General features: G+C 50.3%; 20 protein-coding genes. 11 read left to right on the forward strand and 9 right to left on the reverse strand.

Translation table 11 applies throughout. From position 1 onward, the window contains the following. Window positions 1–68: 68 nt before the first annotated feature. Window positions 69–578 carry a GNAT family N-acetyltransferase gene (locus tag JUB14_RS04690; RefSeq protein WP_207504595.1) on the reverse strand — a complete coding sequence of 170 codons (510 nt, stop codon included), beginning with the start codon at window positions 576–578 and terminating at the stop codon, window positions 69–71. Between the two features lie 468 nt (window positions 579–1,046). Here JUB14_RS04690 and JUB14_RS04695 point away from each other — a divergent pair, with 468 nt between their 5' ends. Further along, entirely contained in the window at window positions 1,047–1,463 is a 417-nt protein-coding gene (locus tag JUB14_RS04695; protein ID WP_207504596.1) for a BLUF domain-containing protein, read from the forward strand. Window positions 1,464–1,534: 71 nt separating this feature from the next. Here the strand turns inward: JUB14_RS04695 and JUB14_RS04700 are convergent, their stop codons facing one another. Further along, window positions 1,535–2,542 carry a ScyD/ScyE family protein gene (locus tag JUB14_RS04700; RefSeq protein ID WP_207504597.1) on the reverse strand — a complete coding sequence of 336 codons (1,008 nt, stop codon included), beginning with the start codon at window positions 2,540–2,542 and terminating at the stop codon, window positions 1,535–1,537. A 457-nt stretch (window positions 2,543–2,999) separates the two neighbouring features. Between JUB14_RS04700 and JUB14_RS04705 the strand changes: the two genes are divergently transcribed. The 3 genes from JUB14_RS04705 (at window position 3,000) to JUB14_RS04715 (ending at window position 7,067) form a co-directional block, all read left to right on the forward strand. Beyond that, window positions 3,000–3,218, forward strand: a complete 219-nt coding sequence (locus JUB14_RS04705) for a hypothetical protein (RefSeq protein WP_207504598.1) — start codon at window positions 3,000–3,002, stop codon at window positions 3,216–3,218. Between the two features lie 544 nt (window positions 3,219–3,762). Further along, window positions 3,763–5,478 carry a glycosyltransferase family protein gene (locus tag JUB14_RS04710; RefSeq protein ID WP_207504599.1) on the forward strand — a complete coding sequence of 572 codons (1,716 nt, stop codon included), beginning with the start codon at window positions 3,763–3,765 and terminating at the stop codon, window positions 5,476–5,478. Window positions 5,479–5,513: 35 nt separating this feature from the next. Then, window positions 5,514–7,067, forward strand: coding sequence for a bifunctional class I SAM-dependent methyltransferase/glycosyltransferase family 2 protein (locus JUB14_RS04715; protein ID WP_207504600.1), 1,554 nt, complete (start codon window positions 5,514–5,516; stop codon window positions 7,065–7,067). A gap of 39 nt (window positions 7,068–7,106) precedes the next feature. Here the strand turns inward: JUB14_RS04715 and JUB14_RS04720 are convergent, their stop codons facing one another. The 4 genes from JUB14_RS04720 to JUB14_RS04735 form a co-directional block, all read right to left on the reverse strand. Beyond that, window positions 7,107–7,895: a carboxylesterase family protein gene (locus JUB14_RS04720; RefSeq protein WP_207504601.1), complete on the reverse strand. Its 789-nt coding sequence runs from the start codon at window positions 7,893–7,895 to the stop codon at window positions 7,107–7,109. Between the two features lie 111 nt (window positions 7,896–8,006). Then, window positions 8,007–8,816, reverse strand: a complete 810-nt coding sequence (locus JUB14_RS04725) for an SAM-dependent methyltransferase (protein ID WP_207504602.1) — start codon at window positions 8,814–8,816, stop codon at window positions 8,007–8,009. Window positions 8,817–8,819: 3 nt separating this feature from the next. Then, window positions 8,820–10,193 (reverse strand): Gfo/Idh/MocA family protein, encoded by a 1,374-nt coding sequence (locus JUB14_RS04730; RefSeq protein ID WP_207504603.1) that lies wholly within the window; start codon window positions 10,191–10,193, stop codon window positions 8,820–8,822. A gap of 136 nt (window positions 10,194–10,329) precedes the next feature. Then, window positions 10,330–11,892 (reverse strand): serine hydrolase, encoded by a 1,563-nt coding sequence (locus JUB14_RS04735; RefSeq protein ID WP_207504604.1) that lies wholly within the window; start codon window positions 11,890–11,892, stop codon window positions 10,330–10,332. Window positions 11,893–12,054: 162 nt separating this feature from the next. Between JUB14_RS04735 and JUB14_RS04740 the strand changes: the two genes are divergently transcribed. The 7 genes from JUB14_RS04740 (at window position 12,055) to JUB14_RS04770 (ending at window position 15,922) form a co-directional block, all read left to right on the forward strand. Further along, the gene (locus JUB14_RS04740) at window positions 12,055–12,648 is read left to right on the forward strand and encodes a Crp/Fnr family transcriptional regulator (RefSeq protein ID WP_207504605.1); all 594 of its coding nucleotides are present in this window, start codon (window positions 12,055–12,057) and stop codon (window positions 12,646–12,648) included. A gap of 68 nt (window positions 12,649–12,716) precedes the next feature. After that, a complete protein-coding gene (locus JUB14_RS04745) occupies window positions 12,717–13,271 on the forward strand; it encodes an NADPH-dependent FMN reductase (RefSeq protein WP_207504606.1) in 555 nt (184 codons plus the stop codon). A 41-nt stretch (window positions 13,272–13,312) separates the two neighbouring features. Then, complete coding sequence (locus tag JUB14_RS04750) at window positions 13,313–13,783, forward strand: RidA family protein (RefSeq protein WP_207504607.1); 471 nt, start codon at window positions 13,313–13,315, stop codon at window positions 13,781–13,783. Between the two features lie 23 nt (window positions 13,784–13,806). Beyond that, on the forward strand, window positions 13,807–14,259 hold the full coding sequence (locus JUB14_RS04755) for a hypothetical protein (protein WP_207504608.1): 453 nt from the start codon (window positions 13,807–13,809) through the stop codon (window positions 14,257–14,259). Window positions 14,260–14,345: 86 nt separating this feature from the next. Then, the gene (locus JUB14_RS04760) at window positions 14,346–14,930 is read left to right on the forward strand and encodes a Crp/Fnr family transcriptional regulator (protein ID WP_207504609.1); all 585 of its coding nucleotides are present in this window, start codon (window positions 14,346–14,348) and stop codon (window positions 14,928–14,930) included. Window positions 14,931–15,025: 95 nt separating this feature from the next. Continuing rightward, window positions 15,026–15,379, forward strand: coding sequence for a SnoaL-like domain-containing protein (locus tag JUB14_RS04765; RefSeq protein ID WP_207504610.1), 354 nt, complete (start codon window positions 15,026–15,028; stop codon window positions 15,377–15,379). Window positions 15,380–15,418: 39 nt separating this feature from the next. After that, window positions 15,419–15,922 (forward strand): DoxX family protein, encoded by a 504-nt coding sequence (locus JUB14_RS04770; RefSeq protein WP_207504611.1) that lies wholly within the window; start codon window positions 15,419–15,421, stop codon window positions 15,920–15,922. Between the two features lie 583 nt (window positions 15,923–16,505). On the opposite strand, the gene JUB14_RS04775 is transcribed toward JUB14_RS04770, so the two are convergent. The 3 genes from JUB14_RS04775 to JUB14_RS04785 are packed head-to-tail and all read right to left on the reverse strand — an operon-like array spanning window position 16,506 to window position 22,566. Further along, window positions 16,506–17,789 (reverse strand): SGNH/GDSL hydrolase family protein, encoded by a 1,284-nt coding sequence (locus tag JUB14_RS04775; protein ID WP_207504612.1) that lies wholly within the window; start codon window positions 17,787–17,789, stop codon window positions 16,506–16,508. A 26-nt stretch (window positions 17,790–17,815) separates the two neighbouring features. After that, a complete protein-coding gene (locus JUB14_RS04780) occupies window positions 17,816–21,298 on the reverse strand; it encodes a PVC-type heme-binding CxxCH protein (RefSeq protein WP_207504613.1) in 3,483 nt (1,160 codons plus the stop codon). A 2-nt stretch (window positions 21,299–21,300) separates the two neighbouring features. Continuing rightward, window positions 21,301–22,566, reverse strand: coding sequence for a GDSL-type esterase/lipase family protein (locus tag JUB14_RS04785; RefSeq protein WP_207504614.1), 1,266 nt, complete (start codon window positions 22,564–22,566; stop codon window positions 21,301–21,303). Window positions 22,567–22,644: the final 78 nt, after the last annotated feature.

Below are 22,644 nucleotides of genomic sequence, written 5' to 3' on the forward strand. Positions count from 1 at the left end.
TGTAATTGCCCGTTTTTACTTGGCTCTACCGAGTGAACATTATGTGTACTAGTTTACTGATAGTGGAGTTAAAGAGCTAGTTCAAACAGGCAGCAGTCAGGCTCGTTCTGATAATGAGCGGGTAAGCTGGCCGTATTCTTTAGATTTACGATACCAAGAAATCTAAAGCCTGCCTCTGTGTAGTGTTCAATAAGTTTGGTGTTGTTGCCGAGGGTATCAAGCCTGATGTACCGCTTTTGCTTTTCCTCAGCGTGGCTCCTTGCCCAATCTACCATTTTATTAATAAGCCTGTTTCCTCTGAATTGAGGATTGGTAGAAATCCGATGAATATAAATAGCATCCCCCACCTCTTTTTCTTCCCAGATGTCTTTGTCCTCATAGGTGATAACCCAGTTACAGGCAATCTTTTCATCAATGACCAGCTTCCATTGTCGTTGATCGCTGATTTCTGCTTCGATGTATTCTTTGGTGAAGGAGGGCCAGACAACCATGTTTTTAGCTGTCTGAAGATCTCTGGCGGCCTGATACAGATCCAGGATCGTATCGGCATCCATGGCTGAGCAACGGACTATTTCCATTTTTTTGGTAGAATATGAATCTATATGATTTGTACTGTACAGCAGTCCTGAAGGGCTGTACGGTACAAATGTGCTAATTTTAAGGCGCCTGGAAAATCCGGATCTTGCTGTTTTTGCGGTTTGAAATACATTAGCTTTTGACAGAAACTGCCAGTATCCCTTTGCCTTGTTGTTGCCCGGTTCTGCCGAGTGCCTGCTTACGTCTTAGCTTTCCGGGCTTAAAATGAATGTCTAGTGTCTTGATATACATACAGTCTGGAAGCCATTTGCACAGTCTTTGCTATAAGATATTCGGGTACCTGTACCCAATGAAAATGCCTTTCCAGAGAGTAGAATTGGAAAACGGACTAACTTTTTCTGTCATTAATTAGTATAGTACCTGATGAGCAAAAGCCCGCTAATAAAGTTTCTTGGGCTTGGGGACTTATAGTAAAGTTTCGGTGCTCAGGATCTAAATTATATTACACTATGTATGAAATGACCTACTGGTCGTCAGCCAGCCCTGATCTGCGTGATGAAGATATTCCTGTTATTTTAGAGAAGGCCAGAGAATTCAATTCGACTCATAATATTACAGGTTGTCTGCTGTATCATAAGAGAAGATTTGTTCAGATGCTGGAAGGAGAAAAGGAGGTGGTACAGGCACTCTATTCTAAAATCGCTCAGGATCCCAGGCATTCGGACATTTTGCTGTTGGCCGAAGGGTATAAAGACGAAAGAGTTTTTGCGGGCTGGAGTATGGCATACTATCAGCTAAGCAAGGGGGAAGTGCTGGATGAAAAGCTCTTTATTGATAACTTTATTACATTTTCAGATCTGACCAGGAAGTCTACTTTCTCCTCCCTGCTATTTTGGGGGGCGGCTAAGAATCTGTTAGAAAAATAATCCTGTATGGTGCAGCCATCAGGTTTGGCCGCACCATACAGATGTACTTCTACGTCATGTGACGGTGGTTGTCAGTACATTATCTTCTTCACCGAGTTGTCCTCCAGGCTGGATACGTAGTAGGTATGGGCATCGGCCTGCTTGAGGTCTGTAGGCATGTTGAGGCCATCTACGGCTACCGAGCTGCCGGTGCTCGTTACCCGGCGTACCTGACCGGTATTAGGAGCAAAACCACCGGGAAGCGCAAATCGTCCGAATTGCACTACCAGATAACCGGGATCAGTAGTCTTGTTGATATCCACCAGCGCAGTAAATCCTGACTGGTATACCGAAACGTTACCTGACATATCAACCATATAAATAGTAGCAACACCGCTAGGGAAAGGAAAGCCAGTGAGGGTACTGACTAAGAAATGGTCCCCCTCAAAGACAATACCCGTCGGTACGCTCTGAACCATAGGTGGACCAATGGGCGTCGGATTAGAGAAACCGGGTATAATGGCAAATACGCTCCAGACGCCGGCCTGTGTACGACGAATAATAGCGTTAGCTCCGGCATCCGTAAAGTACATATCACCATTGGGCCCCATGGTCATATTATAGAGGTGCGTTTCTCCGGTTTCTTCCGCGAAATTATAATCAAGTATAAATTGAGATTTATCCTCCATTACCAGATCACTGACCATCATGGGGGTGTCTCCCGGTTTGAACATACTGACATTAGCCTTGTACAGGCGGCTGTGTGAGCCCAGGATGTACAGCATGCCATTGGCAAAAAGCAGGTGATTGATGCCATTCAGTTCGCCACTTGGTATGAGTTCCGAATCGAATCCTGTAATCACCGGATGTACCTGTCCATCGGATGTAATCATGGATACTCTTCCGTCGTTCTGACCGGTACCGGCCTCCGCTACCCATACACGTCCTTGCTCATCCGTTTCGATGCCAATGGGGCCAATCAGACCCGTTGCAAACGTAGAAACCTGAACGTTCTGGGGCTCCTGGATACGGTGATCTTCGCAGCCGGTCGTAAGTAGTCCAGCCAGTAAGCAGCTCCATGCAAATACTTTGTTGTTCATACTACTAATGGTTTAAGGTGAACTGGAATGAAAAAAGATCGTGTGCCGGAGGCTATCCCAGGTCAATACGTGACTGGGCTTAACCAGATGGAAAAGCAGGAATAGAATAGATGAAGAGGGTAAATCAGTTACGCCATAATAAGCCCTTACCTGGCATACTACCCGGCCAGGCAGGCACTTTTACTTTTGATGCATCAACCAATAGACAACTTCAGTACTATACGCTGACTTAGAATCGTAATACGAGATACGGGGAAGAAACAGGAACGAAATAAAATATAGTAACTAGTAGCTACTTTGTCAATAAAAATTTATTATACGGTTACATCCTGACTCCGCGCAACGATCACCCTTACTGCGAATGAGTAGATACCAGCCGCAGAATAGCTTTATTTGATTCGCCGGGAAAAACTGTCCCGTGCGCCCTTATTATTAGCTACCTAAACCCGCTTGTATAATGGATTCATCAGTACTTACCGAGAAGAAAAGTATACACGAAAAACGGCGGAAGCGTGGGGTGTTATCCGCTGGTATAGGTGCTTCGGTGCTGGGTACGGGCTTTCTGATTCAGTACATCCTGTACATGAATGACCTGTCTTTCAATACCATTATGTACACCCTTACGATAGTGGGCATTGGCCTGATCTTCTACGCCGCCATTCAGTTTTTTAACTAATGTTCGCATGGCTTGCGCTGGCTCAGGAGCCAGTCGTAAAGTGCCTTGCTTTCGTACTGATCCAGAATGAAATGATCGGCCTCGGGTAGTACAGTGTATCGTACGTTTCCACCCACTGCTTACAGCCGGTTATCAAGTACTTCTTTATAAATGATAAGGCTAACCTCGTCTTTGGCGCCATGTATGGCCCAGACGGGTGTACCTGCCTTTATAATCTTTCCTATAAAAGCTTCACTATTTCAATAGCCCCAAACAGGGATGCACGGCACACCATAAAAGAATTTTTGCCGAAAATAAATGTACTAAGTAGTTACTTATTTAGTAAAAGATTTAATCCTACGGCCTCCAACGTAATTCCTCCTACGTGAGCCTTTTTGTATGTTGAAAAAGAATAGATTATCTAAGGGTTGATTTATATGCCACTTGATAATATTAAATTCTTATTTAATAAAACTCCAATAGTTTTGTTGCTACGAATTATTGTAGTACTGGCTGTAAGTGATTCTACTTTGAAGATAGTAGTGTCACACCTACTCTTAAAATAATGAATGCAAACCCTGTTCTGGATCAACAACCCGAAGTTTCTATTGTAACTCCCAAACTAAATTATTCTAAGTGGGAGCTTTTAGTACCTCTATTAGTGGTTACTTCTTTACTGATCTCATGTATTATTTTGTCACCGAAAAAGTACTACTGGAACGATGAGTTTTACAGTTATCTTTTTCTCGCTGACAAGTCGTTCATGCATATGTGGGGCTCATTCCACGATAAGATTAATAACACACCACCTTTGTATTTCTTTCTGGGATGGCTATGGGATAAAACCTTTGGTTCATCAGAATTATCCCTGCGTTTATTCTCCTCCGTTGGGTTTGGTGTAGCCTGTTTTATTATATGGATTATTTTACGCCGAAACTATTCATTCATCGGAGCTACTGCCGGAGTTTTGATACCATTTTGTGGGTCTACGTTAGTCTTATACCAAAACTCTGAGGCCAGGATGTATGGCTTGTATATAGCTATCAGTTCATTAGCCGTGTTAGTATATGACCGTATTAGCAGAGACGAAAGGCCAGGATATAAGCTGTTAGCTATCAATGCTATAGTTCATGCTGCTTTCATTCAGACCCATCTGCATAGTTTGTTCTTCAGTGGTGCAACTATGGCGTCATTGATCGTTAGTGACTGGTACTTTGGCAGGTATAGACCTAAGGTTTATTTGTCCTTTGTTGCAGGGTGGCTAACGTTTCTGCTCTATTTGCCTTCTTTCCTTATTCAGGCTGATGCGGGAAATCCGAGAAGCTACCTATTTATACCTAATATTAAAGACCTGTTAGATGCGCTTAATTTAGGAGAAACTGAGTCAGGATTATTACCAGGTAATGTGGTAGTAGTTTTGAAGTCATTAGTTTTAATTGCCTTGATATTTATATCTGCTAAATCTTTTTTTGAGCGAATTAATAGATATAAAGTACGGTTAATTCCCGGGCGATCGGAAAGAAAAAAGGTTGCCTCTCTTCTCATTATATCCTACGCTTACCTGGTTGCAACCGTAGCTATCTGGTTAATTTCTCTGTGGATTAAACCTATTTTTATGGATAGGTATTTAATGCCAATTGTATGTAGCTGGTCTATCCTTTTAGCTCATTTCGTTTCTTATTTTATTCAAAATATTACAAGAGTAAAGTCTGCCGGTAAATTAAATAGGGGCTACTCCTACGGTACGGTTATTCTTACTATCTCTATAACACTATTGGTCGCTTACCTGCTAGCAAAGCCAATCCGTTATGCCATAGCAGTACAGCCTGAGAGAGCACCAGGTATAGAGGATAGTAAATTTGGATATAGCGACTTGCCGGTTGTAGTTAATGTATACAGCGGTTATTTTCTTCAGCGGTTACAGTATTCTGCGCAGCGGTCGCGTTACCGCTTCGTTCTGGACTGGCCAAGTGCCGTAGATAGCTCCAGCGGCTTGTTTTCTCCTCAGGAGTATAAGCATTTGGAAGCACTAAGCCGACGGTACCCTGATTTCTTCAAAAACCAGGTGGTTCAAAGTAAAGAGTTCCTGCCTACTGCCAAGCGCTTTCTGGTATTAACCTATCCGGATTACGATAGAGAATGTACTACAGAACCCATCTATGAGAACTTCCAGTGTCCCCGCTGGTTCTCCATGGTCATCCTGTCTAATCCTGACTATAAGGTAACTACGCTTGGGGAGACTGAATCTCATTGGAAGATGCACTTAGTAGAAGCCCGGTGAATCTATTTGAAAAAGCCTACTTATTAAACGACAATATGGAAACAGTTCTATTTCAAATTGACACCGATGAGAATAAAGCCTTAGCTAAGGTGCTGGGACTCCGGGAAGAGTTTCGTGACAACTACTGGAAACATAAGGACCCCATACTGTGGCACCGGCTTCAATGGCGGGCTCAGACATTCCGGCACATGGTGCACCTGCTTCCTGGCCAGACTATCCTGGAATTAGGATGTGGTGAAGGCCTGTTTACCCAGCATTTGTATGAAGTATCGAGAGGAGAAAACCCCATCACCGCAGTATCGTTTACTGATCAGGAGCGACCGGATGACCTACCTGATGATGTAGAGTTTATCAATGGTAGCTCATTGCTTGGATATTTGCGTGGACAGCAGTTTGACTATATCGTTTCAATGGATCTGCTGGATCAGCGAAACTGTGCCTGGCTACTACGGAATATGTATGATTATTTGCTCAAGCCGGGCGGGCAGGTGCTTTTCTTCGAAAGTAATCCGTGGAATGTTGTGCTTCAGATGCGGCGATTAATGAAAGAGGCGCTGCGTTATAAGGACCCCCGTAAACTCCTGAACCGGTCGGAGCTATATGAGCTGATATCTGAGATAGGTTTCATCAGGGTATTTGCCGTATGTAACGATTTTGTTTATGCTCCTTTTAGCCGCAGAATGATCTGGCTGCTGAGGAATCTTTCGATACTGCTGGAGAATATGCCTGTGATCAAAACTTTGGCTGGCTCTATCCTGATTCATGCTCAAAAGCCTCCGAAGCCCATAGAGTTGCCTCTGGCCTCCTTGTGTGAGCATGAGTCTCTGCGTAGTGCTGTGTCCGTCGTAATTCCCTGTCATAATGAAGAGATGAACGTTGAGCCCTTAGTAAGACGACTCAAAGGGCTATATAATGACTATATACATGAAATAATACTGGTGGATGATAATAGCCGGGATCTTACCGCAACAGTTATACAGAGGCTGGCGAATGAGGACCCAAGAATAAAGCCGGTAATCCGGAAACCACCTAATGGGGTGGGGCGAGCTATTACAGATGGGTTCAAGGCAGCGACGGGGCAGTATATTCTGTCCATGGATTGCGACTTTCAGCATCTGTTACCCGAAATCCGTGATATGTTTGATGTAGCCGCCGAAGGACACGATGTGATTATAGGTAGCCGTTTCTCACGTCACAGTGTCTTGTTGAACTATCCTTTTCAGAAAATCCTGGCTAACCGTGGTTTTCATTTATTAGCGAACATCCTGTTGCGCCGCCGCTTTCGGGATGTAACTAATAATCTAAAACTAATCAGGCGCGAAGTAGTCGAAAAGATGGAGCTTACGCAACCTGGGTTTTCGATCAATGCTGAAACAGGGCTACAACCTTATCTGATGGGGTATTCTATAATAGAGGTTCCTATTTCGTGGATTAATCGTACGCCTGATATGGGAGTTTCTTCCTTCAAATTAGTCAAAGTAGGCGGTGGGTACTGGCAGGTGCTGTGGAAAATGTGGAAGAAAAAGGGAGCCTATCGGAAAAGAAAGGAGTCTGGTTCAACTAGAGCAGTAGACACCGGTTCTAACTGATTGGGTGCTGAGCAGGGGCCTGATTTTCAATGCCGCCGTTCAGTTCTTTAATTGATTTGTGGAAGACTTGCGGTGGCTCAGGAACCAGTCGTACAATGCCTTGTTCTTGTACTGATCCAGAATAAAATGATCCGCCTCGGATAGTACGGTGTAGTGTACGTTTCCACCCATAGCTTTCAGCCGGTTGACCAGTACCTCTGTGTTGCTGATCGGAGCAGCCTCGTCTTTGGCGCCATGTACGGCCCAGACCGGCGTACGTGCGAGGCTGTCGGCCCAGCTCTCAATAGTAGACAGCGCACTCATAGGAGCAATAGCCGCAAAGCGGGTGGGGTAGCGGTAGGCCAAGTACCAGGTACCTCGGCCGCCCATGGAGTGGCCGGTCAGGTAGATCCGGCTGGGATCGATGCGGTAGGTAGCTACTATATTATCCAGCAGACTGATCAGGCCTTCGGCATCCGTCCAGATTTCGCCATTGGGGCACTGCGGGGCCAGTACTACAAACGGGAAATGCTTATCGTCCACCAGTAGCGCCGGAAGACCTGTTCGTTTTACTTTATTTAAGTCATTGCCCCGGGCGCTTCCCCCGTGCAGGTACATGATCAGGGGAAGGGGTTGAGCAGACTTCTTGTACTCCTCCGGCAGGTACAGCAGGTAAGGCAGCTCTGCCTTATGCTTTACCACTGCCTGGTGAGTACCTTCCTGAAGCCCGACAGGATGCTGCTTAGAGACAGATTTCTTAGCCTGTGTCTGTCCAAAGCCTGGGGAGTAACTACCGCCCCATGCCAGGAGCAGACCGAGCAGGCGTAGGTATTGAGGTAAAGTGAGCATTAGTATGGCAGGGCTGAATAAAGTAATACTACTAGCCGCTAAGCTACATCAGTTTTAAGCCAAAGTCCAGGAAGTACCCTTTCATCCTTCTGTTTTAGCCCAGTCTGCTAACTATACCTGACCAATAAGTAAAGGATTCTTGGTGTACTGCGTGGGTACTGAGACGATAGGCTCTTCCAGTTGAATACCTTCCCGTCGGCGCCCCACACAACGTACATACCCCAGATAACGCCCCTGATCCGCTTCCAGCGCCTGAATCTCCGGCTGGTTGTCAGGAGCAATAGCCAGGTGCCAGTCCCGCCACAAACGCCAGCCTTCGGGTAGGGTATCAGCCAGTTCGATTTCAAGAATACCCGTGCGTTCCCAGTGATGCCGCCACCAGGCGGTCGAGTGCAGGCACCAGAGTTCGGGTGTCCACCACGCCTGCAGATGCTCCGGTACTACTCCCTCCAGCCCCCGCGTCAGGCCGGCCCCGGCTATCCCTATAAGTCCGCCGGGTTTAACAAAGCGAGCCAGGTAGTTGAGGTACAGATCGTCCGTGCCGTAGTACACAAAAGAATCAATGCTCACAATGGCATCGAAGAATTCCGCCGCGAAGGGCAGGGCGCGCGCATCGGCATGAATAGGGAAAACGCTGTCCTCAACCCCGGCATCCCGGATACGCCGGAGATTTTCGCTGGCGCTGAACCACAGGTCGGTGGCCCAGACCTGCACCCCAAACTCGCGGTGCAGAAAGACTGACGACAGGGCCAGTCCGCAGCCCAGGTCTAGTACCCGCATGCCAGGCTTTAAGCCCATGTCCCGGGTCAGCCATTCGGTCAGCCACAGCGGATTGGCTCCCCCACTCACACCCGCCCTGATCCAGTCAGGATGATAGGCCGACGAGCGGGGGAATCTATTCGAAGCAAAAGGGTTATCCATTTTTTAGACTGCTTTGACCTCCCAGCCCTTGCGATAGGTACGGCGCAGGTACTTATCTGCCTCCGGATTGTTCGTGAATTTCATTTTAGCGGAATCCCATTTCAGTAATTTACCCGGTACCCTGATCGCCACCGTACCCAGCAGTACCGCCTCAGTCATAGGGCCGGACTGTGCAAAATGTGATTCGGTTTTTTCACCACCCAGACAGGCATCTACGAAGTGGTGGTAGTGATTGCGCTCAGTCAGGGTAGGTGTGGTATATTCCTTCACCTTGCCGTTAGGGATGACAACCGGCGTTCCACCGTGGGGAATCAGCAGGGCACCTTCGGTACCAATCAGCATAGCCGACTCGGCCGGGTACTCGCCCCCTTTGTATAAATCCCGTATTTCCTGCGGAGGGTAGAATTCGCCATCAAACCATTCCAGGGTGAGAGTGTCCGATGCAGTAAGGGCATTGCCCGGAAACTGCCAGGTGATATGATTGCCCTGGGGCCAGGTGTCGGCGCGCCGCTCTAGCGACTCCTCCCATGATTTCTGGACCTCGGCCTGTACCGATAGCGGGGCCTTCATGCCCAACCCTTTCCAGACCGCGTCAAAAATATGACAACCTATGTCACCGGACCAGCCCGTACCGAAATCCTGCCAGGTGCGCCAGATGCGCGGGTGGTAAATATCCGGAGCATAGGGGCGTACGGGTGCTGTTCCCAGCCACAGGTCCCAGTTTACGTGGGCCGGTACCTCCTGTCCCTGGGCCGGGCGCGGCCCTACCAGCCGATACTTTTCAACAGCACCGGGACGATTAGAGCACAGGTACGCATGGGTTATTTTTCCCACTACTCCCTGCCTGATCCACTGCACCGCCGTCCGGTCACCAACGGAGGAGGCCACCTGAGTACCTAGCTGGGTGGTTACGCCCGCTTTGATGGCGGCCCGGGTCAGATCACGCACCTCAGCCACGTCATGGCACATGGGTTTCTGGCAGTATACATGTTTTTTGTTGCGAATAGCCTGTAGAGCAATCGGAAAATGGTTATGATCAGGTACACTTACGTTTACCGAATCAATGTTTCCTGCTTCGGCTTTCAGTAGTTCCCGCCAGTCGGTGTAGGTCCGGGCGCCGGGTATAAGCTCTGCGGCCCGTTTCAGATGGTTCTCATCAATATCGCATAGCGCCACTATTTCGACGTTAGCGTGCTTCTTGAATTGCTGTAGATCTCCCCAGCCCATATTTCCTACGCCAATACAGGCGTGCCGGAGTTTGGATGAAGGGCCAGAGGCATGGGCGTTAGAACTGAACAGCATAGGGGTAGCCATCGCCGCGGTGGCCGCCTTGACCAGAAAATCACGGCGTGAATCCTGAGTAGTACTTTTCTTCATTTGGTATAGGGATTTAGGTGATTTCTCGGCCAGGAAAGCTCTATAGCAGGAAGAACCGGTACAACTCCGTAGGGCTGTACGCCAGAGATTCAATACAGACCAGCTATATCAAATAAAAGTACCTGATAGTCAGTCTCTACTTCACTTTCTTCGCATTCAACTCATAGAACCAGAAGTCATCGTTGGGTACTTCAAACTCTATACCCGTTACCTTCTGATTGTTATCGGTGGTGAACTTCACAGTTGCGAATGTAAACCAGGGATGCTCCTTCTTCCAGTGCATCTGGAAGGTATCGTAGTGCCAGTGCGACAGCGTGGAGTTCAGGTTGGGCGTATGCTCAAAACTTATTTCCAGCGCCCCGTTTGCTTCCCGTACCGTGATGTCGCCGTACACGTCGGTGTGGTAGGTACCGGCGTAGGCGCTCAGCGGCTGGGTAGGCTTGGTGTTCAGGATGCGTTTGGCTTTGAGATCAGCGACGCGGGTGTCATTGGCGTAGCTCTGGTTGGTGCGGTCAAGATCTTTTTTGGACCAATCTGTTTCGGGACGACCCAGGAAAGCATCAAAGGTATAGTGGGCCAGGGCGTTGATAGGAGCCTTCAGACCGTTGGTCAGTATTACCACGCCCAGGTTCTGGTCGGGTAGCAGGTTTACCGAAGTAATCATGCCGTCGTAGCCACCCGTATGCGATACGCGAAGGTGACCCTGGTAGTCGCGCAGCCCCCAACCCAGACCATAGCCGGCAAACAGGGTTCCGAAATCATTAGGCTTGGTGAGGTCAATCGGGAAGCTGTTGTGGACCGCCCAAACCATGTTGCGGGTGCGGGGCGTCAGTAGAGTATCTTTGCCGAGGATGCCATTATTGAGGTTGAAGATCATCCATTTATTCAAATCCTCTACGCTCGAGATCAGTCCACCCGTAGCGGCTATCTCCTCCCAACTGGTGTACGGGATGGGCTTGTGCGTAGTGTTGTTGATCAGGGCGTGGGGCGAAGCGGCATTCCCCAGTTTGGCTACCTGATCTACATTTACGATCGTACGGGTCATGCTCAGCGGGTCGAGGATGCGTTCCTTCACATTCTCGTACCACGTTTTACCCGTAACTTTTCTGATGATCTCGCCTGCCGTAATGAACATCACATTGGAGTAGCCGTAGCCCGCCCGGAACGGGTAGGCCATAGGGAGGTACTGAGCCCGGCGGATGATCTGCTCGGACGTAAAATCAGAATTGTACCACACGATATCACCACTGAACGTACCCAGGCCGACACGGTGGCTCAGGATATCGCGGATGGTGGCGTTTTCACCGGCGTAGCGGTCAGACAAGGTAAAGTACGGCAGGTGGTCCTTGACCTTATCGTCCCAGTTGAGCTTGCCCTCCTGTACCAGCATCCCCATCAGGGCTGAGGTAAAAGCCTTGGAGTTGGAAGCAATGGCGTACAGCGTTTTTTCATTGACGGGAGTAGTGGTACCTTGGGTAGCTACACCGTACCCTTTTGCGAATACTACTTTACCATCCTTCACGATACCAATAGACATGCCGGGTACGCCCCAGGCTTTCTGGGCATTGGCAAAGTAGGCATCCAGTTTCTTGAAATCTACCTTCACCGGGGCCTGCGCCAGAGCAGAGGAGGAGGCGACGGTATTGAGGATGAGTACTAAGAGGAGAAGGGGCTGGAACGGTCGAAAAAATAGGGACATGGCTGTTGTATAAAAAGCTTGATGAAGTAATGTAAATAGAGGCCTAAGAGCTGAGCCAAAGGTTAAATATAAAAGAAAAATCTTTGGTGAGTGACTGCATCCGCATTTACCAGCTATTCTAGTATTTTTAGACCCATACACTCATACCGGGTTCTAACAGGCATGGATCACTACGACGCTTTACTGGATCACATCCAGCAGGTAGTCTCCCTCTCCGAGGAGAGTAAGGGCTACGTGCGGGAGGAATTTAAGGTGAAAGAACTCCGGAAGAAGGAGATACTCATACATCAGGGGGATGTTTCGCAGCATATGCGCTTCATCACGAAGGGGTGCTTCAAGTGCTCAAATATAGACGAAAAGGGGAAGGAGCATATTATGTTGTTTGGCATTGAAGGCTGGTGGATCAATGACCTGTACAGCTACTTGACCCAGTTGCCCGCCCGGATTAGCATACAGGCGCTGGAGCCCAGTGTGATCCTGCAGATTCACCGCGATTCGATGGAAGAGCTGCTGCGGAAGGCTCCGGTGATGGAGCGGTTTTTCCGGATCAAGACCCAGAATGCCTACGTGGCCCTGCAGGAACGGACCATGTACAGCATGAGCCAATCGGCCGAGCAACGCTATCTGGACTTCCGCAAAAAGTACCACGATATAGAGCAGCGCGTGCCGCAGTACCTGATTGCAGCGTACCTGGGCATTACGCCCGAGTTCCTGAGTAACATTCGAAAGAAAGGGGTGGAAGGCGCTGTTTCTTAAGGTACATTAATTTTTTTCAGGGAAGACCTCATGACCTTTGTACTATACAAACAAACAAGGTTAGCCCTATGAAAAAGATCATCGCATTTGCCGGAAGTAACAGTGCCCAGTCTATCAACAAGAAGCTTGTAGAAGTAGCCATTAGCAAGCTGCCACAAGATGCAGTACAGCTCATCAACCTGGCGGACATCAAAGTACCTGTCTATGGAATCAATACCGAAGAAGAAGGGGGGATACCGGAGACCATCCGGCAACTCCACGCGGCACTGGCCGAAGCGGACGGATTTATCATCGCTTCGCCCGAGCACAACGGACTGCTACCCGCTTTCTTCAAGAATATAATTGACTGGCTGTCGCGTATTGACCAGAATATCTTTGGCAAAAAGCCTGTGCTGCTCATGAGTACTTCGTCGGGGAGCTACGGAGGCCAGTCTAGTCTGACTATCTTGAAAAATCTCTTCCCGCGCTGGGGAGGACATGTAGTAGGTACCTTCTCGGTAGGTCCTTTTCAGGAGAAGTACGATGAGGCTACGCAAAATCTGACCTATCCGGAAGACCAGCAGTTGGCAGTCGCCCTTGAGTTGCTCACCACCGAAGTATTTGAAGTGGATCCGGTCGCTTAGCAGGCAATAATACTTGAGATTAACAACCTTAATTAACAGTCATGGAAAATACTACCACTCCACTACAGGAACGATTACAGGACCTGGGCGTTTCTGTAGCAGCTCTACCCAGACCGGGTGGCTCATATGTATCGGTTAATGTACGGGGAGCCATTGCCTACGTAGCCATTCAGTTTCCGATCCGGGGGGAGGACTTTCTCTTTCGGGGGCGGCTGGGACAGGAACTTACTACCGACGAAGGTTACGAAGCGGCCGCTCTGGCGGCTACGAATGCCATTGCTCAGGTGGAGAAGTACGTGGGCTTTGATAAGGTACTTGGGCTGAATCATGTGGATATCTACTACCAGTCGTCGGAGGAGTGGGACGATGGTCCACTGGTAGCCAACGGCGCTTCTGACTTATTTTTAAGAGTACTGGAGGAGAAAGGACAGCATACCCGATCTATCTTTGGAGTGCACAAACTACCCCGTAATTTTTGTGTAGGAGTAACCTGTACATTTACCCTTCTGTAGTTACATTAAACCATTTATTAGCCATGAATACAACAACAGCAACAGCCAGGACAGACTGGTATCCCGAACAAAAACTGATCGTAACCCAACTCAGTGGCGATGTGGATCAGGCCGACATTGAGCAGTGGGAGCAGTCGCTGCACCAGGCACTGGCGCAGGTCGAAGACGGAGGTACTTTTAAGATACTGGTAAATCTGTGGGGCTTCAAAGCAGTAGACTTCCCGACCCACAAAAAGTACCGGGAGATAATACCCCTGACGCTGGCCAACTACGGCTGGAAGGTTGGCTACGTAGACCTGTTTGAAGAGGCGGCAGCCATGACGTTTACTACCGAGCGTGGTATACGCTGTACGGGCGCGGCCCATGCCCATCAGGATGCCACCAAGATCGAGAAGTACGAGAGCCTGTTCGGCAGGGACAACGAGCGCTTCTTTACCGATCCCAAACTGGCCGAGGAATGGATCTTAGGTCTGTAACTGTACAACTGCATTGAACACAAGTACCATGAGGCTGCGGGAGTTATACTCCGTAGCCTCATGATTATTTAAAACCTACTACTCCTATGGATACCAAACCACTACTTGACTATCTGCGCAGATATGTAGATCTGGATCAGGAAGAAGAGGCCCTTTTTCTTTCTAAAGTACGACTCAGGAAGTACCTCAAGGGGCAGTATGTGGTACAGCAGGGCGATGTGTGTCTGTACGAGAACTTTGTGCTGTCGGGCTGTCTGAAGTCCTTCCACATGGATCCGGAGGGACATGAGCATATCGTGATGTTTGCCATTGAAGACTGGTGGACGGGCGACCTGGGTAGTTTTCTTAGCCAGACCCCGGCCTCGCTCAACGTGCAGTGCATGGAGAATTGTGAACTGGCTCAGTTGATGCACTCGGACCTGCAGGAGCTGTACCTCCGGGTACCTAAGCTGGAACGGTTCTTCCGCATTATTATTCAGAAAGCCTACGTAGCCTCTCAGCAGCGAGTGGTCCAGAACCTGAGTATGCCCGCCAGGGACAGGTACCTCTTCTTCCGCAAGCAGTACCCCCGCATCGACCAGCGCGTACCGCAGTACATGATTGCCTCCTATCTGGGTATTACACCCGAGTTTCTGAGCAAGATCCGGAGCCAGCTTATCTACGAGCAGTAGCATCTTAATCTAGGTTAATCTCCTTTCTTAACCTACTTCATCGTCTGCTAACCGGTAGTGTATGAACTTTGTAGCATCACAAAAACACAAAGTTTATGAGTCAGTTACTGGAAAAAATCACAGACCTGAATGACCTGGTTTTACAAGGTAAAGCCCTGGAAGCATTCGACAAGTACTACCACGACACGGTAGTGATGCAGGAAAACGAAAACCAGCCAACAGTTGGGAAAGAAGCCAATCGCCTACGGGAAGAAGAATTCTTTTCATCCATTACTGAACTACGTAGTGCCAGACCCTTGAAAGTGACCGTCGGCGAAGGCATCACAATGGTACAGTGGCAGTACGACTATACCCACAAGGACTGGGGCGTCAAAAACTACACGCAGGTATCGGTGCAGGAATGGCAGGATGGGCAGATCATCAAAGAGCAATTCTTCTACGGCAACTAACTCTTCAATCATCATCTATTAGCCATAAAAAATAAACCAATGAAAAAGCTACTATTTAGTACCAATGATTCGAGCGCAGGTCTGATCCTGCGGGTAAGTTTGGGAGCAGTTGTATTTGCACACGGAGCCCAAAAATTACTGGGATGGTTTGGGGGATATGGATTCTCCGGAACCATGGATTTCTTTACCAATACGATGCACCTACCCTGGATCGTAGGCCTGGCCGTAATCCTGCTGGAATCGGTAGGAGCCATAGCCCTGATAGCCGGACTGGCTACCAGACCGCTGGCTCTGGCCTATACCTTTCTTTCGGTAGGTATCATGGTTACCTCACACATCGAATGGGGATTCTTCATGAATTGGTTTGGCAATCAGGGAGGCGAAGGCATTGAGTACTTTCTGCTCTGGCTGGGTATGGCCGCCGCACTGGTTAGCACCGGTAGTGGTACCTTTTCACTAGACCGCCTGCTATTTAGTGGGGAAGAGAACTCTACCCGCCCCGAAGTCACAAAAAGAGTGATCCATGAGGAGGTTGGTATTTGATACCCTCCTGCATGTTACTCAGCTCATTCCAAGACAGAAAAGAGGATAGCCACTGTGGCTATCCTCTTTTCTATGCATTATTTATAATGTATTAGTAGTTAACGAAAGAATTATTGATTCAGCCCCATCGGGGCGACACTTTAGTAGAAATAGCATCAAAAGTTATCAAAAAGCACCGTAGGAGCGGCACAAAGGAGGCTTGGTGTCGCCCCGATGGGGCTTAGATTTCTTTCAGTTGCTAATTTACTACTAAGGTATGAACCCTCTGGGGCCTCTTTTTGACCAAACCAATTCTTTCGTATATTCCTAATCGTGAATTATACTAGCGTCGCATTTTCAATCTGGTTGGGGCTGTCACAAAGCTGAATGTTAGCTTTTCGGATCGGATCAAGGAGGTACCTATTTCGTGGATTAACTGGACACCCGGGGAGTGTCCTTGTTCCGGCTCGTGAAGTTTGGTATTGGCAGGTGCTGTGGCTTAAGAAAAAGAAGTCCGCTTAGCTTTGTCCGCCCGCCCCTGAAAAGAATATATTGGGGTAAAGGCAGGTGGGCCGCAAAGGTATTCTGGACAAAAAATAGTAAATCAGGGTAGTATTTCCCCCACCAATAGCAGCTCAGCTGCGTAGCAGGCATTTTCGGCATATTTAGGTCCCCCTTCCATCACTGTATTCCGTTTCCGCAGGATGGCCTCCTTGTCCGGAGCCGCTGAGGCGATCCGGAACTCCACCCGGTGCTCACCCCCGGCCAGGCGGGGGAGCAGAAAATAGTTGGAGCGGTAGTAGGTGCAGTACTCATCAAAACGGGAAATAAGCGTAAAGGGCGCACCATCGATACTTACTTCATACTGGCCACAGCCGGGGCCCATTACATCATATAGCCCAATCTGGGTACCTTTGAAACGAAAAGAGAGCTTCTCACCCGGCTGATTGGCCTTGATCAACTGACGAAACCGGTGGCGTAACTGATGGGCTACGGTATCATTTTCCGGAGTAAGGACCCGCCATCCTAAGCTCTTCTCCACTTGCGTAGCCGGTAGCATCGCTACCCGTTCGTAATTTTGAGCATCCAGGGGCGGCCCCGGGTTATGCTGCCAGCCCGAATGGGTACTGAGCAGAGCAGGTAATGCTTTTACAAATGCTTTGGCATAGAGCGCGTGGCCGGTTTGGGGGTAAGGGTGTACATTGTCGGGAGAAAAAACCAGTTTATCCGGCCAGTCCTCCGGCTTGCCCCGGTACTCAAGCTTTCCCTGCCGGGCCAGCTCTACTACCTCCAGACCCAGATGTACGGAAGGAATACCGTAGTAGTCCGCTACGCGTTCCATGGCGGAGGCCGAAACGGGCAGCTTTCCCTGTTCGAGTACCGGAGCCATGCTGGCCATGAGGGTATAGACAAAGCAAATATCCGTGTGGGCGTTGCTATTCCACACCTGCCGGATGATTCCCTCCATGGAACGGATAACGTCCTCCGGAGCTTTCTCATTATCATTCACCGCAAACTCCACCAGTACCAGATCAGGACGATGATCCAGCACGTGCTGCTGCAGGCGAAAAGCACCCAAGTCAGACCCCGTTCCGCCAATGGCGGCGTTAATTTCCTGAAAAGATACCGCCGGATACAGTTGCCGGAGCTGGGCCAGTGACTGTTCGCGCCAGCCGCCCTTCGCCTCCGTAATACTTCCTCCAAAGTAGGCTACTTTGACCGGCTCCTTCGCTTCCAGTTTCTGGGCGATATTGGGTAGTCCTCTTCGTACCCGTACGTCACGGGCATCTGCCAGTACATCCATAGAAAGCTGAGCCAGGAGTGGTCCAGAAGCAAGGATGCAGGTAAATACCAGCAGCAATAGTACCCGAAAGTGCTTTTTTATCATAGGTTGCCTGTACTTTTCTGATATCTCTACCGTCCCATTTTCAATCTTGTTTGAGCTGTCACCTCCGGGCTGTCGCGAAGCTGAATATTTACGTTTGCTTCGCGGAATGCACCCCGGTCAATGACCAGAGTAATGGGGTGAATCCCCTGCGGTAGCTCGGCCAGGGTACCCTGCTCCGTAAGCTTCAGGGGCTTTTGGCCCGCCCAGGCAGTTACACCGGCTGTTGAGTTAAGGTCCAGCTGTACTTTGCCCGGCGTCAGTACTTCCACCTCAAACCGTACCAGGCTATACCGCTTGCCCGGCCCAGCTTCTACGACGGATAGTTCATCCACCGGCAGGTCACCGGATACTTTGCTGTACACCGGCTGGTAAGGGACTTTAGAATTGGCTTTTACAAAATATCCCGGCCCATCAGTTCGTAGCTTAGCAGCCAGCTCTTTAGTAGGCGAAACAGTTTCCCAACGGCGCACCAGTCGGGTGTTAGGGACGCGGTATTTACCCGACTCACCCAATTTTGAAAGGAACCCGATCAGGTCCCTGAATTCGTCCTTGTCCAGACCGGCGGTCAGTCCGGCTGGCATCAGTGAACCGGGTACTTTTTCCATAACATCAATCTGAGTCTTCGGTACGGATACCTCCTGTCCTGTCACATCGCGCATCACGATCTCGGAGGCGCCGTTGCTGACCAGGTACCCCATTACTTCGCTACCGTCCTTTTTGGCAATGCGCTGCAGTTCGTAGCCTTCCTTGATGGAGGCTGTAGGGTAGAGAATTGAGCGGATAATGGTTTCGGCTGGGGAACTGGTACCCAGGCTGCTCAGGTCAGGACCAATAAGTCCACCGGCACCACCCAGGGCGTGACAGCTAAAGCAGCTGGTCTTGCGATAAATTGTTTCACCACGATCTGCGTTAGCGGAGGATTTTACTTCCCGGGCCAGGCTCGCTATTTCCTGATCGTTGAGCTGCTGAGGCATACGTTCTACTGGCATGGTACCACCTGATGCTTCCAGCGCCTGCTTCAGGAGCTTTACCTCGTCGCTTTGCTGGCGAGTCCAGGGGATCAGCCCCTGTTGTATCCTTGCCCGGGCTGCTTTGGCCGTTGCTTCCGGAATCCGTTTGGCCATAAGGGCTTCGGCGAACGCCTGTGTCCGCAGCGGCTGTGACATAAAGGCCCGGTATAGCTCAGTCGCATCCGTTTCGGCCGGTAAGGTTTGCATCAGATCTACGGCCATTCGGGCCGCTTCGGCGGCATCCAATGATACCAGCTGAGCTGTCGCCAGTAGCCGTGATTCAACCGGATTCTTAGTCCCGGCCAGCTCGGTCAGTACCTGTCTGGCTTTGTCCTTATTCAGGAGCGTCAGGGCGTTCATCGCCGCCCGCTTCGTGTCTTTATCACCTTTCCTGACTAGATCAACCACTCGGTCCGTCATCGTTTCCAGGTGCCAGAGACCGATCAGACGAATGGCACTGGTTGCTACGGTGGGGTCTTCGTTATCTATAAATCCGGCAAGCCTGATGAGATCACGTTCCGGCTTTACATTCCGCTGGCGGGCTGCGTTTTCCAGAGCCGCCAGTTGGCCAGCTACCTGTTTATTCTGGTTGGCATTACCCTGAACAGCCATGTCGAAAAGTACATTCAGATCAGCCGACTTGCCGTTGCGGGCCAGGGAGTTGAGTACATCCCGGTGGTAGGCTTCGGGTACCTGACCTTTCTGATACAGCTGGGCTAGTTGTGTCATTGCCTCCGGATTATTCACTGACTTCAGGACAAAAGCCGTCTTCTGGGGAGTGCCGAAGAAATCGGGTTCCGTTTTCAGGCGCTTCGTCCACTGGGGCTCCAGCTCACGGGTCGTCTGCCACAGGGCAAAGTCCAGAAACTCATCCATCGGCTGTTCCAGAACGGCCAGTGCTGTACGCGCCGCTTCCGCCGTCTTAACGTCCCGTAGTGCTATTACCGCCTCGAGGCGTACCTGCGGGTGCTTGTCGGCTACCGCTTTGGTCAGCAAAGCCGGTACATTGGCGATCTTGCCGTGCCATAGCTGGAGCGCCCGGATGCCGGCTGCCCGCGCCTGATGCTTTTCGGCATTGAGCAGACTGAGCAGCAGAGGTTCATTTACAGTATCAAGGGCCTGGTAGAGCCACAGGGCTTCCAGAAGCTGGTGTTCGTAGTTAGAGTCTTTCTTGTCCAGGCTGGTCGTCCACTTCTGCAGGGCAGGCACTACTTCGCTGGCTCCGCGAGCTTTCAGGAGTTGCTTGGCCTGTAGGCGCGTCCAGTCTTCCGGTAGTTTCAGGGCGTCCAGTAGTTCCTGGGTACTGGCTTTAGTCAGTTTGGGAGCTTTGACCAGCGGACGGTTCTTGGCTGTAATGCGCCAGATGCGTCCGTGCTCCTGGTCGCGGCGCGGGTCGTGGAAGTCCACCTCCCCGTGCTGGATGATCGGGTTGTACCAGTCAGCTACGTAGATAGCGCCATCCGGACCCAGGTTGATATCCACCGGACGGAACGCTACGTGGTCAGTCCATAGCAGGTCCTCTACCTGCTTGGAAGCGTAGCCGCTGCCCTGTTCTGTTAGCTGAAACCGGTTGATGCGGTTGGCGCGGAAGTCGTTGGTGATCACGCTGCCCTGCCACGACTCCGGCAGGTGCCGTCCCGATATTACTTCCAGTCCGCTGTGCTTAGGCTGTCCCGGATTAAGTCCCCGGATGATCCGCTCGGCTCCCGGAGAGGTTACGAACGTAGCGCCCGGAAAAGCGTAGTTGATACCTTCACCCCCGGCACCATCCGTTAGGAACGACTGTCCCCACCGGTCAAACTGCAACCCCCACGGGTTGACCAGGCCTTTAGCGTACACATCCAGATCCAGGGTCTTGGGTTGTAGCTTCCATACACCTCCTCCTTCCAGTCGTTTGATACCCGATGGGGTTTCGACGTGGCTGTAGATATAGATAGACTGGTTGAAGTACAGCCGTCCTTCCGGTCCCCAGCGAAACGTATGGATGAGGTGGTGCGTGTCCGCGACGCCAAAGCCGGTAAGTACCTGTCGCTTTTTATCCGCTTTGCCATCCCCGTCAGTATCCATGAAGTGCAGGATTTCGGTAGAGTTGGCTACGTACACACCGCCGTCGCCGGGTAGGATGCCGGTGGGAGTGAGAAGGCCTTCGGCAAAGATGGTGGACTTGTCAGCCTTGCCGTCTCCGTCGGTATCTTCCAGTACAAAAACCTTGTCATTGGCCTCTTCACCCGTTTTTAAATGCGGATAGGCGGTACTGCTAACTACCCATAGCCGACCTTCGGCGTCCCAGTTCATCTGAATGGGCTTGGCTACCAGCGGCTCCGCGGCAAAGAGCGTGACCTCAAAGCCATCCGCTATCTTAAATGACTCCAGTTCGCGCTGTACATCCGGATCAGGATTGTCTTTACGGTCGTCCTGATGGGCCGAAGAGGTAATAAGAAGTACGATGGGAATAATGAGAGCCCGGTAAAAGAGCTTCTTTGTGTTAAATGCTGTCATATCTATTGGAGGCGGCTAAGCTGATATACGGGTGATTTGGGCATGCGGCGCAGGGCGATCTGTCCCTCCAGCCAGGTAATGATAAAGCTCAGGTCTTCCAGCGTCTTCACGTGCCGACCCTGCTCATACGAGCGGAACCCGATGATGTACGTATGGTTCTGGGGGCGGTACTGATGGAAATACAGTTCGTTCTTTTTCTGGATCATCTCACGCAGTTGAGCCGCCTGCGTCATGAGTGGCCCCTGGCTGAGAGCCACGCCTTCGGCCCACTGCTTGTCCGAAGCCGTGATCACCTGATTGCCATCGGCGGTAAGGGTGTAGTACCCTTTCTTCAGGCCGATGACCCGAAGTACACGCTCCTGGTCTATACCAGCCTTGCCTTCGGCAGGCAACGGAAGGGGTAGCTGGTGTTCATCCAGCGTAAATTTCAGGTTGGAGTTATCCGTACCTGCGTTGACCAGCTTGGCCGTAGCCGACGTACTGGCTCCTTGTTTGGCAACCTGGATAGTAACGGTTTCCTGACGAGGCGCCAGGCCCAGGCCCTTTTCAAGGGCAGTGGCCAGATGGTAGTAGCCGGCTTCGTTGAGGTGGATACCATTGTCTGATAGGGTTACCTTCTGACTAGCCTCCTGTATAGGCTTGTAGATATCAATGTATCGGGCGCCACGCTCCGTTGCCGCTCGGGCTATGGCCGAGGCGTACAGTTGCAGCATAGCATTACGCTGGGCGGCATTCCGCTTTGTCAGGTTTTCGGGCGAATCGGCGGCGAAAACCGGAATGGGCGATAGCAGAACGGCTTTGGCTCCCAGCTGATCAATCTTATCTAACAGCTTATGCAGGCCCTGCGTAAAACGCGGCAGGCCTTCCTCACCGCCCTCCTGTGCTTCGGTACCTCCGTATCCCACAAAGACAAGCGTGGGCTGGGCTTTGGTGATCTGCTCCATCAGCACCTCATAGGGAGTAGGTGGATTAGTAATAGTGCCCCGGGCGTCTCCAAACACATTATCCCCTGACCAGCCAATGTTCCGGAAAAGGACCTGACGGTCTGGCCAGCGGGTAGTAAGGGCCAGCTCCAGGTACCCATGCTGAAGATCATTCTCGAAGAGGGTGTTGCCGACAAACAAGATCCTTTCGCCATTCTTCGGGGCAAAAGTGGCCGGTTCGGTTCTGCTCGTAGATGAGGTTTGGGCAACTGCCAGCAGAGTAGGGAGCGTCAGGAGCCAGAGGAGGATGTAGCCAAAAGTAGGCGGTACCTTTTTATGTATCATGTATTGGTTTGAAAGCTGGTTGTATACTCTAAAAGACGCTTTCGGGTAAAAAATATCTATGTCTTTGGGAAGAATATA

Source organism: Telluribacter humicola (genome assembly GCF_017355935.1).
GTDB classification, from domain to species: Bacteria; Bacteroidota; Bacteroidia; order Cytophagales; family Spirosomataceae; genus Telluribacter; species Telluribacter humicola.